This is a genomic window from Streptomyces sp. NPDC046308 (assembly GCF_055588065.1).
The window spans coordinates 750,416-763,398 of the sequence record NZ_JBVJFB010000001.1 but is presented as its reverse complement, the minus strand read 5'-3'; the positions used below and the strand labels follow the sequence as shown (position 1 = coordinate 763,398).

Below are 12,983 nucleotides of genomic sequence, written 5' to 3'. Positions count from 1 at the left end.
CTGGCTTTGGTCACCCTCCCTGTCTGTTTGTCCTGAAGTGGCCAAGAGGAGGGGGGGTCCTCCCCCCCCCCCCCCCCCTCCCCCCCCCTCCTCCCCCCCCCCCCCCAGCCAGGCATCAGGCATGCCGGTGAGAGCGCCGGCCACCGCTGGCCAGGCGGTACAGGGCCAGGAGTATGACAGAACCGATGATGGCGGCGATCCAGGTGGAAAGGTCGAAGAAGCCGTCGATGGAATCGACACCGAAGATGACCTTGCCGAGCCAGCCGCCGAGGAGGCCGCCGGCGATGCCGATGAGCATGGTGACGATGATGCCGCCCGGGTCCTTGCCCGGCATGATCGCCTTGGCGATGAGGCCGGCGAACAGACCGATGAGAATCCACGCAATGATGCCCATGGTGCGTCTCCTGCTCCGTGAGATGAGGTCGGGGTCACGTCGCTTCTTCACGCGGGTCGCGCTTTCAAACGTGCGCAGCGCGCCGCGGGCCCCGGCGGCCGCGGCTCGAGCACGACGGTGGTGGACCCGCCGACGCGCCCCTTCGGCGGCGTCGCCCCGAATGACAGAGACTGGGGAGTATGCGGCCCCCGATGGCTACGGCCGGCCTGTCTCTCCGAGCTGCGCAAGAGGAGAGTGGAGGTGCAAGCACCTGCGCATCGGCATCGGCAGTCTGCCGGCACGAGGCGAGGACGAAGGGTGATGCAGTGGACGACCGGTACCGGGACACACAAGGGCGGCGCATGCTGGGGAGCCTGCTCGCGGCGAGCCACCTGATGCCGTTGGAACTCCTTCCGGCGAAGGCGGCCGAACACGCGGCCGAGGTCGGTTTCACCCAGGTACTCATCTACGTGGCCGATCTTCAGGGTGACGTGCTGCGCCTGCTGACCGGGCAGGGCCTGGACGCCGGGCAGGGCGCGGTGGGGGAGGAGACGGAGCTGAAGATCGAGGGCACCGTGGCGGGGCGCGCCTTCCAGTACGGGCAGATCGTGGCCGGCGCCGAGACGGGTGGGGCGGGGATCCACTGGTGGGTGCCGCTGCTGGACGGTACCGAACGTCTGGGCGTCCTGCGGATCACCACCGTCCACGGCGATCAGCGGGCCATGGAGGACATGGAGCTGCTGTCCGCGCTGATCGCCCTGATCCTCGACAGCAAGCGGCGCAGCAGTGACTCCTACGCCCGGTTGACGCGGGTCAAGCCGCTCAACGTCGCGGCGGAGATGCAGTGGCACCTGATGCCGCCGCCCACGTACGCGGACGGCCGCGTGATGATCTCCGCAGCGATGGAGCCGGCGTACCAGATCAGCGGTGACGCGTACGACTACGCGATCGCGGGACACGTGGTGCACCTGTCGCTGTTCGACGCGATGGGGCACGACACGGCCGCCGGACTCACCGCCAACCTGGCGATGGGCGCCTGCCGCAATACGCGGCGCGCAGGCGCCGGGCTGGTGGAGACGAGCGAGAGGATCGAGGAGGTTCTGATCGGACAGTACGGTCGGACCCGCTATGTGACCGGTATCCTCGCCGACCTCGATACCCGCAACGGGGCCCTGACGTGGGTCAATCGCGGTCATCACCCCCCGCTGGTCATTCGCGGCGGCCGCTGGGTCACGTTGCTGGACTGCCCGCCCGCCCACCCCATGGGCACCGCTCTCGGCCTTCCCGCCCTCCTGTGCCGGGACCAGTTGGAACCCGGTGACCGTCTGGTGCTCTACACGGACGGCATCACCGAGGCCCGCCGGGCCGGCAACGAGGAATTCGGCCTGCCCCGCTTCGCCGACTTCCTCACCCGCCACCATGCTGCCGGCCTGCCCGTCCCCGAAACCCTGCGCCGCCTCATACACGCCGTTCTCGAACACCACGACGGCCACCTCCAGGACGACGCCACCGTGCTGTTCTGCGAATGGCTCGGTCCCCACCCGCAGCCGACCGTGCGGGCCGCGGCCCTTGCCGGACTTCCGCCGACCGGTCCCGGCGCAGCCACACCGGAGGACGCAGCCGGTCGTCACTGAGGGTTTCGCGACGGTGCCTGGGGCGCATGGGACGCCAGTGCCGGGGCAGGCGACGCCTGGGCGGCCGCCGGCTGCCGGTGACTGAGACGTGTGTGAAGGAGCGAGATCGTGCTGATGACTCACCCCGCGGTGCTGACACGTCTGGTGGAGGAGTACGAGAGGGAGTCGGAGCTCCGGGCCGCGGCGGGTCCGCACGGGCCCGTACGGCAGCAGATGGAGGACGTGATCTACACGCTGTGCGTGTCGACCGGGACACGTGACATAGACGCAGCGCTGGCGGTGGCGCGGGAGCGGCTGCACACGGCATGGCTCGGCGACGGGTACGACCCGGAGACGGCGGCACAGGACAGTCGGACCTCGAGCGCTGCGGCGGGCTAGTCCGCCCGCGCCGTGCCGTGCCGTACCGGCCCCGGTCGGGCCGGTACGGCACTGCGGCGCGGGCGGCGGGGCGGTCGGACGGCGCCTTCGGCCCCCTCCCGCGAAGCTGCCGCGTTCGGCCTCTGAGCCGACGCCTGGCCCAAGAAGCATCGCCGGGGGCTTTCGCCGGATTTGTTCTCCCCGTACCGGGCAGGTGCGACGTAGAGCCCGGCGGAAGGAGGACGTATGGACGCACCCGTCCTTGATCGGTCCCTGCCCCGCAGCGGGCAGCCCACCACAACGGCGCGCGACGCCACCCGAGCCTTCCTCCACCATGCCGCGCGCATCCGTCCGCCCGCCGAACCGGGGAGCGGCGACGCCGTGCTCCTGGTCGTCGGGGAGCTGGTCGCCAACGCCATGCGCCACACCCGTGGGCCCGCATCGCTCCACCTGGAACTGGACGGCGACCACATCGACATCCGCGTCACCGACACCAGTCCCGACCCGCCCGAGCCGCGCCCGCCCCACCTCGACGGAACCGGCGGATGGGGATGGCAACTGATCAACCACCTCACCACCGACGTACACATCGAACCCACCCTCGACGGCGGCAAGACCATCTGCGCCCGCGCCCCCTGGTAGGGCGGGTGGGGTCAACGGGTTCTCAGCCCGCACGGCCAATGAGCCCTGGGGCGGCGGCTGCGGCAGCTCCAGGCCCCGGGGGACGGGGCGCGTACCCGAGCCTGCCGGACTTCTGGAGCCGCGCCCGGCAGAATGGCAGTCCGAGCTCCTGGCGGGGCGCCGCCCTGGTCGTCCTCTCCGTCCACCTCCGCCGGCGCGGGTCGTGGGACCGGCGCCGGAGAGCGACCGCTTAAGGCGCGCGCGGGTGGGCAGGCGCCTCCTATGTCGATTGCCTGTTCGGGCCGACTCCCCATCGTCGGCCGAAGTGACCCGGGAGTGTAGTGATGGCGTACGTGACCAGATGCTCCTCGACGAGCGAGGCCCTCCGGAGGCGCAGCCCCCGGGGCGCCGTACATGTGGGGGGTTCCCCGTGTGCGGGTTGAGCGGGGAGATGCGTTTCGACAGCCGAAGACCGGACCTGGCCGCTGTCGAACGCATGACCGACGCCTTGAAGGCCAGGGGGCCGGACGGCAGGGGGATGTGGTCGCAGGGCGCTGTGGCGCTCGGGCACCGGCGTCTGAAGATCATCGATCTTTCGGAGCGGGGCTCCCAGCCCATGACCGATGCGCAGCTGGGACTCACCGCGGTCTTCAACGGTTGTGTCTACAACTACCGCGAGCTGCGCGACCGCCTGGAAGGGCTCGGGCACCGCTTCTTCTCCCGCTCCGACACCGAGGTGGTCGTCAAGGCCTACGCCGAGTGGGGCCCGGAGTGCGTCGAAGCCCTCATCGGCATGTTCGCCTTCGCCGTGGTCGAGCACCACACCGGCCGCGTCGTACTCGGGCGTGACCGGTTGGGGATCAAACCCCTGTACGTCACGCAGGACGGCGACCGGCTGCGCTTCGCTTCCACCCTGCCCGCACTGCTGGCGGGCGGAGGTGTCGACACTTCCCTCGACCCGGCGGCACTGCACCAGTACCTGAGCTGGCACGGCACGGTCCCGGCGCCCCGCACCGTCCTGAACGGAGTACGGAAGCTCCCGCCGGCCACCGTCCGTATCGTCGAGCGGGACGGTACGCACCGCGACCACTGCTACTGGCAGCCGTCGTACACCCGGCACTCCGAGCTCGGCGAGGACCCGGCGCTCTGGCAGGAGGCGGTGCACGACGCGCTGCGCACGGCGGTGCGGCGGCGCACGGTCGCGGACGTCCCCGTGGGCGTGCTCCTGTCGGGCGGGCTGGACTCCAGCCTGATCGTGGCGCTGCTCGCCGAGGCGGGGCAGGAGGACATGGCGACCTTCGCGATGGGCTTCGAGGCGGAGAACGGGGAGGACGGGGACGAGTTCCGGTATTCGGACCTGATCGCGCGACGGTTCTCCACGGAACACCACCAGCTCATGATCCCCTCCGACCGGCTGCCGTCCGCGCTGGAAGCCGCGATCGGCGCCATGAGCGAGCCGATGGTGAGCCACGACGCGGTCGCGTTCCACCTGCTGTCCGAACAGGTCTCCAAGGAGGTCAAGGTCGTCCTCTGCGGACAGGGCGCGGACGAGGTGTTCGCCGGCTACCACTGGTACCCGCAGATCGCCGCGGCCGCCCGGGCGGAGGCCGAGGGCGCGTACGCGGACGCGTACTTCGACCGGACGCACGCCGAACTCACCGCCATGCTGCACCCCGGCTTCACCGCCGACCACGACGCCTCGATGGAGTTCGTCCGGGCGCACATGGCCGCGCCGGGAGCCACGACCGCCCTCGACGCGACCCTCCGCATGGACGTCCACGCGCTCATGGCCGACGACCCCGTCAAACGGGTCGACAACATGACGATGGCCTGGGGCCTGGAGGCCAGGGTGCCTTTCCTGGACCACGAGCTCGTCGAACTGGCCGCGGCCTGCCCTCCGCAGCTCAAACTCGCACAGGGCGGCAAGGCCGTGCTCAAGGACATCGGACGCAAGATCCTGCCCCTTGAAGTGGTCGACCGCCCGAAGGGCTACTTCCCGGTCCCCGCGGTCCGGCACATGGCAGAACCCGTGCTCGCCCGCGTACGCCACGCCCTCACGGCCCCGGAAGCACGCCGGCGCGGAATCTTCGACCAGCGCCTGGTCCACGAGCTGCTCGAGGCGCCCAACCGCCATCGGACCAAACGCGGGGCCAACACCCTCTGGCAGGTGGCGTCGTTGGAAATCTGGCTGCAGACGCACGGAATCAAGTGAGCGGCCGACGCCTGAAGCGGAAGCCCGGGAGAGGCGGCCCATGCCCCTGGAGCACACGACACCCCTGAGGCCCGCGCACGGAGCGCCCCGTGGGGCAGCCGTTCCCCCCGTTGCCGGAGCTCGCCCGCCGGACCCGGCCCCGACCCCGGTACCGGACCCGGACCCGGTGCCCACCCCGGACCCGGTACTGGCCCCGGCCCCGGCCCCCGCGCCGGTCGCGATGCCCGCCCATGTGGGCGTCGACCCGCCGACCCTGCTGCCCGCCCACGGATGCTGGTACCCGTCCGCCGACCCGACGGGCGAGCACGTGGCGTTCATCTGCGACCGGGCCGGGGTCCCCCAACTGTGGAGCGGGCCCGCCCGGGAGACGGAGGTGCACGTCCTGGACGGCGACCCCGACCCGGTGACCGAGGTGTCGTGGTCGCCGGACGGCCGCTGGATCGCCTACACCTCGGCGCCGGGGGGCGGTGAGCACACCCGGGTTCTGGTGGTGCGCCCGGACGGCACCGGACGCCAGGTCCTCGCGGGCGCGGAGCCGGGGAGTTCGGCCCACCTCGGGTGCTGGACGCGTGACGGCACCGCCCTCGCCGTCACGGTGGCCCATCCGTCCCCGGTGCGCTCGGAGCACGCCGGACCGGGACACCTGCCGTCCGAAGCGGAAGGTGCGTCGCCGGCCGGCGGCAAGGCACTGGGAGCGGCGCCGTCCGAACGCGACGGCCCGGCCCTCGGCCCGGCCCGCAGAGGCGGGCTGGCGACCTACCTGGTCGACCCGGACGCGGCCACCGCACCGGTCCTGCTGTTCAGCGAGGAGGGAGCCGCCTCCCTCCGGGTGTGCGACATGAGCGCGGACGGCCGCTTCGCACTCGTCCGCCGCGGTCCGCGCGGCCGTCGGGAGGCCCTCGTACTCGACGTCGCCGCGGGCCGCACCACCTTCGACCTGCACGTCGCCGACGGCGACCCCTGGATCGGCCGGTTCTCCGCCGACGCGCGGACGCTCTGGCTGCGCAGCGACGCGGAACGGGAGTTCGCGGCCCTGCTGAAGGTACGTCTGGACGAGGAGGGCAGGTCCAGGGGACTGTCCGTCGCCGCCGAGCGGGAGGGCTCCGCCCTGGATCTGCTGAGCGTGCCCCACCACGGCCAGTGGGCCGTGCTCGCCTGGAACGCGCACGGCGCCACCGAGCTGGAAAGCGTCGGCCTCGCCCCCGGCCTGACGGACGGTGACATCGGACCGCGCCACCATCCCGTCCTGCCCCACGAGGTGGTGACCCGGATCGCGCCCGTGGAGCGCGGGGGCCTGTTCGCAGCCCTCTCGGGCTCCCGGCGCAGGCCGGGCATCTGGGAACTGGACGAGGCTCTCGTCGCCGCCCGCACCGGCTGGTCGGCGCGCGACGAGGACGCGGTCCCGCCGGGGCGGCCTCCCGTACGCCCGGTGCCCCTGCGGTGTGAGGCCCGGGACGGGCTCGTACTCGGTGGCTGGTACTACCGGGCGCCGGAGCAGGACGCGGGCCGCCCGGCCCCGTGCGTCATCCACCTCCACGGCGGACCGGAGGAACAGGAACGACCCGTGTTCAATCCGCTCTACCACGAACTCCTCGGGAGGGGCCTGGACGTGTTCGCCCCCGACGTCCGCGGCTCGTCCGGCTGGGGCCGCTCCTTCGTGGACGCCGACCTCGGCGCCGGCCGGTTCGCGGCGATCGACGACGTCGCGGACTGTGCGGCCCACGTGGTCTCGCTCGGCTACGCCGACCCCCTGAGGCTGGGGGTGATGGGCCGCTCGTACGGCGGCTACCTCACCATGGCCTCCCTCGTGTGGCATCCGGACCTCTTCCGCGCGGGGGTCGCGGTCTGCGGGATGTCGGACTTCGCCACCTTCTTCGCCGGAACCGAGCCGTGGATCGCGCAGTCCGCCGCCGCCAAGTACGGGCACCCCGAACATGACCGGGAACTGCTGCGGTCCCTTTCCCCGATGAGCCGCATCGACCAACTCCGCGCCCCCGTGCTGGCCGTCCACGGGGAGCACGACACCAACGTGCCGCCGACGGAGTCGGAGCAGTTCGTCCGCGCGGCACGCGACCGCGGCGTGCCGGCACGACAGCTGACGCTGCGCAACGAGGGCCACGAATTCCTGCGGGCGGACAACCGGCGACTCTACCGGCGCGCTGCCGCGGACTGGCTGGAGCGGCATCTCCGTCCGGCCCCGTGAAGAGGTCCGTTTTCGCCGACGGTCTCGGGGCAGGCGCGCGGCATGGACCAGTCGAAAGCGCCGGTACTCGATGCGTTGGCCGCCTACCACGAAAGCGGGCAGACCCCGTTCACGCCCCCGGGGCACAAGCAGGGGCGGGGGGCCGACCCAAGGGTGCGGGCCGTGCTCGGCGAAGCGGTGTTCCGGTCCGATGTCCTCGCCACCAGCGGCCTGGACGACCGTACGTCGTCCCACGGCGTCCTGGAGGAAGCACAGGCGCTGATGGCGGACGCCGTCGGAGCGGACCATGCGTTCTTCTCCACCTGCGGCAGTTCCCTGTCGGTGAAGTCGGCCATGCTGTCGGTCGCCGGACCGCACGAGAAGCTGCTGGTCGGCCGGGACGCGCACAAATCCGTGGTGTCAGGCCTGGTCCTCTCCGGCATACGGCCCATCTGGGTGGATCCGCAGTGGGACGCGGAGCGCCACCTCGCCCATCCGCCGACAGCCGAGGCGTTCGAGGCGGCCTTCGCCGAGCACCCCGACGCCCGTGGCGCACTCGTGACCACCCCGACCCCCTACGGCACCTGCTCGGACCTGGCCGCCATCGCCGAGGTCTGCCACCGCCGGGGCCGGCCCCTGATCGTCGACGAGGCATGGGGTGCCCACCTGCCCTTCCACCCGGACCTGCCCACCTGGGCCATGGACGCCGGCGCCGACGTGTGTGTCACCTCCGTGCACAAGATGGGCTCCGGCCTCGAACAGAGCTCCGTCTTCCACCTCCAGGGCGACCTGGTCGCCCCGGAGGTGCTCAAGAGCCGTGAGGACCTGCTGGGGACCACCAGCCCCTCGTGCCTCGTCTACGCGGCGCTGGACGGCTGGCGCCGGCAGATGGTCGAGCAGGGTGAGGCGCTCTACGACCACGCACTCACCCTCGCCCAGAAGACCCGCGAGCGGATTTCCCGCATCGACGGCATGCACGTGCACGGCCGCGAGGACTTCTGCGGGCCGGGCCGGGCGGCGGACATGGACCCCCTTCAGATCATCGTCGACATCAGCGCGTGGGAGGTCACCGGCTACCGCGCCGCCGACTGGCTGCGGGCCCAGCACGGCATCAACCTCCACATCGCCGACCACCGCCGCATCAGCGCACAACTCACCCACGCCGACGACGGCGACACGGTGGAGCTGCTTCTGACGGCCCTGACCGACCTGGCCGCGCATGCCGCGGACCTTCGGACCGGACAGCCCGTGAAGGTCCCGCCGCCGTCGGGGCTGAGGCTGGAGCAGGCGGCGCTGCCCCGCGACGCCTTCTTCGGCCGGACGGAGCAGGTGCCCTGGCAGGAGGCGGACGGGCGGATCGCGGCCGAGATGCTGACCCCGTACCCGCCCGGCATCCCGGCGGCCCTGCCCGGCGAGCGCCTCACCAAGGACGTTCTGCGCTACCTGCGGAGCGGGGTGGAGGCGGGCATGGTCGTGCCGGACGCGGTCGACACGGAGGTCACGAGCGTCCGCGTGCTGCGCGAAGAGTGAGCGTCGCAGGCGGCCCCGGTGGACGGGTGCCGTTCGGGCAGCCTGAGCGTGAGCCTCACGCAGCTTTCCGCTCCGGAGCCCTAGCGTGGCCCCATGACGAGACATCAGGACGTGGGGCGGCGGGCGGTCGTGGTGCTCTGTGTGACAGCGGCGCTGATGGGACCGGGAAGCCTGGCCGGCGCCGCCACCTGGACGGGGGCAGCCGGGCCGCTCCCGCGGCCTGATGCCCTCGTCTACGTGGCCGACCTCCACTCCGACACGGTGTCGGTCGTCGACCCCGGCACCGGCAAGGTCGTGGCAGCGGCACAGGACGAGAAGCCCTGACCCGGGTCCGAAGCTGCCGGCGCCGGGCCGGTTTCCCCCACGGGCTGAGACCGCCTCGATGTGCTCTCCCTCCCGTCGGTCACGCGCTGTGCTCACTCGGGCACCGGAATGGAAGGCCCGCCGTCCGGTTCGCGGGCCCGTCACCGGGCACGCGCACGGTGGGGGCACGGCCACAGCAAGAAGCGACGAAAACGAAGCAGCACAGGCTGCGAGGAGGCGTCATGCGGGCACTCACCTGGCACGGCAAGCGGGACGTACGCGTCGACTCCGTGCCCGACCCCACGATCCGCGACCGCGACGACGTGATCGTCAAGATCACGACTACGGGCCTCTGCGGTTCCGACCTGCACCTCTACGAGGTCCTCGGTGCCTTTCTGGACCCCGGCGACATCCTGGGCCACGAGCCCATGGGCATCGTGGAGGAGGTGGGACCGGACGTCACCTCCCTGAAGCCGGGGGACCGGGTGGTGGTCCCCTTCAACATCTCGTGCGGGTCGTGCTTCATGTGCGACCAGGGGCTGCAGTCCCAGTGCGAGACGACACAGGTCCACGAGCACGGCACCGGCGCGTCGCTCTTCGGCTACACGAAGCTCTACGGCCAGGTCCCGGGCGGGCAGGCCCAGTACCTGCGCGTCCCCTTCGGGAACTCGCTCCCGATCCGGGTCCCGGAAGGGCCTCCCGACGACCGCTTCGTCTACCTGTCGGACGTGCTGCCCACGGCCTGGCAGGCCGTCGAGTACGCGGCCGTCCCGCAGGGCGGCAGCGTCGCCGTCCTGGGCCTGGGCCCCATCGGGGACATGAGCTGCCGTATCGCCGCTCACCGCGGCGCCGGTACGGTCATCGGCATCGACCTCGTCCCCGAACGCCTGGAGCGGGCACGCCGCCGAGGTGTCCACACCCTGGACCTCCAGCAGTACGGCGAAGGCCTGGCGGACGCCGTCCGCGCGCTCACGGGAGGGCGGGGCCCCGACGCCGTCATCGACGCCGTCGGCATGGAGGCCCACGGCAGCCGCATTGCCGCCGCCGTGCAGGGCATCACCACCCTCCTGCCGGACGCCCTGGCCGCAGCCATGATGAAGCGCGCGGGAATCGACCGGCTGTCCGCGCTCTACACCGCCATCGACCTCGTCCGCCGCGGCGGCACGATCTCGGTGTCCGGGGTCTACGGAGGCGCGGCCGATCCGCTGCCCCTGCTGACCATGTTCGACAAGCAGCTCACGCTGCGCATGGGCCAGGCCAACGTTCGGCGCTGGGTCGACGACATCCTCCCTCTGCTCACCGACGGAGACCCCCTCGGCGTCGAGGACTTCGCCACGCACCGCTTGCCCCTGGAGCAGGCGCCGGACGCGTACGCGATGTTCCAGAAGAAGCAGGACGGCGCCGTCAAGGTCCTCTTCACACCCTGATCCGGCCGCGCGGCCGCCCGCGGTGATGCGTCGCCGATCGCATCGCGGCGCGCGCGGGCCGACAGGTTCAGCAGCCCACTCCTTGGAGACATTTGATGACCACGAAGCACAGCCCTGCAACGTCGGAGCCGGAAGGGAACGGTGTGCCGGGCAAGCCGGGACCGGTTTCCCCGGCCGTCGCCGAGCCGACGCAGCCCTCCGAACCCCTCCCGCCGAAAGCGGACCAGGAAGGGCCGGAGACCGTCAGCCCCACCGGGCAGCCCACCGGGGCGGATCAGGCGCGCATGGCGCAGAGCGGCGCTTACCTCACCACCGCCCAAGGGGCACGGCTGTACGACACCGACCATTCACTGAAGGCCGGACCGCGCGGGCCGGTCCTTCTCCAGGACCACCATCTGCGCGAGAAGATCACGCACTTCGACCACGAGCGGATCCCGGAACGAGTGGTGCATGCGCGCGGCGCCGCCGCTCACGGAGTCTTCCAGGGCTACGGAACCGCGGGCGAGGTGACGCGTGCCGCCTTCCTGGCGAAGGACGTGGAGACACCGGTGTTCGTCAGGTTCTCCACGGTCCTCGGCTCGCGCGGTTCGGCCGACACGGTGCGCGACACACGTGGCTTCGCGACGAAGTTCTACACCGAGGAAGGCACCTTCGACCTGGTCGGCAACAACATTCCGGTGTTCTTCATCCAGGACGCCGTCAAGTTCCCCGACATCATCCACGCCGGCAAGCCGCACCCCGACCGGGAGATCCCGCAGGCGCAGAGCGCGCACGACACGTTCTGGGACTTCGTCTCGCTCCACACCGAGGCCACGCACCACACGCTGTGGAACATGTCGGACCGCGGCATCCCGCGGTCCTACCGGATGATGGAGGGCTTCGGCGTCCACACGTTCCGCCTGGTCAACGCCTCCGACGAGAGCGTGCTGGTGAAGTTCCACTGGAAGCCCAAGCTGGGCGTGCACTCCCTCGTCTGGGAGGAAGCGCAGCTGATCAACGGGATGGACCCCGACTTCCACCGCCGGGACCTCTTCGACGCCATCGAATCCGGCGCCTTCCCGCAGTGGGAACTGGGCATCCAGGTCTTCCCCGACACCGACGACCAGACCTTCGAAGGCATCGACCTCCTCGACCCGACGAAGATCGTCCCGGAGGAGCTCGCCCCGGTCCAGCCGATCGGGCTCATGACCCTGAACGCCAACACCAAGAACTACTTCGCCGAGACCGAGCAAGTCGCCTTCCATCCCGGCCACTTGGTTCCCGGCATCGACGTCACCGACGACCCGCTGCTCGCCGGCCGCCTCTTCTCGTACCTCGACACACAGATCAGCCGCCTCGGCGGCCCCAACTTCGGGCAGATCCCGATCAACCGGCCGCAGGCCCCCGTCAACGACATGCTCCGCGACGGCATGCACCAGACCGCCGTCCACACCGGGGTCGCCCCCTATCACCCCAACAGCCTCGACGGAGGCTGCCCCTTCTTCGCCGGAGCCGACACCGGCGCCTTCATCGAAACACCCGTGAAGATCCCGGCGGCGAGCAAGGTCCGCGAAGCGCCCGCCTCGTTCTCGGACCACTTCACCCAACCGCGGTTGTTCTGGCTCAGCATGACGGCGTCCGAGCGCGAACACATCATCGCCGCGTACACCTTCGAACTGAACAAGTGCTACGAACAGGCCGTCAAGGAGCGCGCCCTCCAGGTCCTGGCGAACATCGACCCCCAGCTGTGCGAACAGGTCGCCACCGGACTCGGTCTGCCGGCCCCCGCGGCCATCGAGCCGCTCGCCGACCCCGACCCCAGCCCGGCCCTTTCCCAGATGGGCGGGACCTGGCCGATCGACGGCCGCGTCATCGGCGTCATCGCCGACGCGGAGGCCGACCTGGACGGCGTACGGGCCGCCCGGCAAGCCATCCTCGACGCGGGCATGGTGCCCCTCGTCGTCGCCCCGACGGGCGGCGCCCTCGGCCCCGACGGCGATCCGATCACCGTCCAGCGGACCTACGCCACCGCCCGCTCCACCGAATTCGACGCCGTCCTGCTCGCCGGTGTGCCCCGGGCCGGAGCGGACGCGTACGGCGCCCGCGACGCCAAGGCGGGTACGGCCCGGCCCCCGCAAGCCGCCGACCCGCGCGTGCTCCTGCTCGTCACGGAGGCGTACCGGCACGGCAAGGCGATCGGCGGCTGGAACGGCGCGGAGCAGCTCCTCCAGAGCGCCGGCATCACAGCCGACGACCCGGGTATCGCGCTGGAGGAGGACGGTACGGCCGTCGTAGGCACGGTTGCCGCGGCCCTGGCCGAGCACCGGGCCTGGGACAGGTTCCCGCCGGCTGCCTGAGGGCCGGA

General features: G+C 71.5%; 10 protein-coding genes. 9 read left to right on the top strand and 1 reads right to left on the bottom strand.

Annotation, left to right across the window (positions count from 1 at the left end):
* Nucleotides 1-115: 115 nt before the first annotated feature.
* Entirely contained in the window at nt 116-394 is a 279-nt protein-coding gene (locus ACZ6JT_RS03425; protein ID WP_469206714.1) for a GlsB/YeaQ/YmgE family stress response membrane protein, read from the bottom strand.
* A 341-nt stretch (nt 395-735) separates the two neighbouring features.
* Here ACZ6JT_RS03425 and ACZ6JT_RS03420 point away from each other — a divergent pair, with 341 nt between their 5' ends.
* From ACZ6JT_RS03420 to ACZ6JT_RS03380, 9 genes are all read left to right on the top strand, one after another.
* Nucleotides 736-2,007: a PP2C family protein-serine/threonine phosphatase gene (locus ACZ6JT_RS03420; RefSeq protein ID WP_469208160.1), complete on the top strand. Its 1,272-nt coding sequence runs from the start codon at nt 736-738 to the stop codon at nt 2,005-2,007.
* Between the two features lie 114 nt (nt 2,008-2,121).
* Nucleotides 2,122-2,385 carry a DUF5133 domain-containing protein gene (locus tag ACZ6JT_RS03415; protein ID WP_469208158.1) on the top strand — a complete coding sequence of 88 codons (264 nt, stop codon included), beginning with the start codon at nt 2,122-2,124 and terminating at the stop codon, nt 2,383-2,385.
* A 225-nt stretch (nt 2,386-2,610) separates the two neighbouring features.
* On the top strand, nt 2,611-3,006 hold the full coding sequence (locus ACZ6JT_RS03410) for an ATP-binding protein (RefSeq protein WP_469206712.1): 396 nt from the start codon (nt 2,611-2,613) through the stop codon (nt 3,004-3,006).
* Between the two features lie 409 nt (nt 3,007-3,415).
* The gene (locus ACZ6JT_RS03405; RefSeq protein ID WP_469206710.1) at nt 3,416-5,197 is read left to right on the top strand and encodes an N-acetylglutaminylglutamine amidotransferase; all 1,782 of its coding nucleotides are present in this window, start codon (nt 3,416-3,418) and stop codon (nt 5,195-5,197) included.
* A gap of 166 nt (nt 5,198-5,363) precedes the next feature.
* Nucleotides 5,364-7,400, top strand: coding sequence for a S9 family peptidase (locus ACZ6JT_RS03400; RefSeq protein WP_469206708.1), 2,037 nt, complete (start codon nt 5,364-5,366; stop codon nt 7,398-7,400).
* Between the two features lie 42 nt (nt 7,401-7,442).
* Nucleotides 7,443-8,909: an aminotransferase class I/II-fold pyridoxal phosphate-dependent enzyme gene (locus ACZ6JT_RS03395; RefSeq protein WP_469206706.1), complete on the top strand. Its 1,467-nt coding sequence runs from the start codon at nt 7,443-7,445 to the stop codon at nt 8,907-8,909.
* Between the two features lie 93 nt (nt 8,910-9,002).
* Nucleotides 9,003-9,233, top strand: coding sequence for a hypothetical protein (locus tag ACZ6JT_RS03390; RefSeq protein ID WP_469206704.1), 231 nt, complete (start codon nt 9,003-9,005; stop codon nt 9,231-9,233).
* 221 nt (nt 9,234-9,454) lie between these two features.
* Nucleotides 9,455-10,639, top strand: a complete 1,185-nt coding sequence (locus ACZ6JT_RS03385) for a zinc-dependent alcohol dehydrogenase (protein ID WP_469206702.1) — start codon at nt 9,455-9,457, stop codon at nt 10,637-10,639.
* 95 nt (nt 10,640-10,734) lie between these two features.
* Entirely contained in the window at nt 10,735-12,975 is a 2,241-nt protein-coding gene (locus tag ACZ6JT_RS03380) for a catalase (protein WP_469206700.1), read from the top strand.
* Nucleotides 12,976-12,983 lie beyond the last annotated feature (8 nt).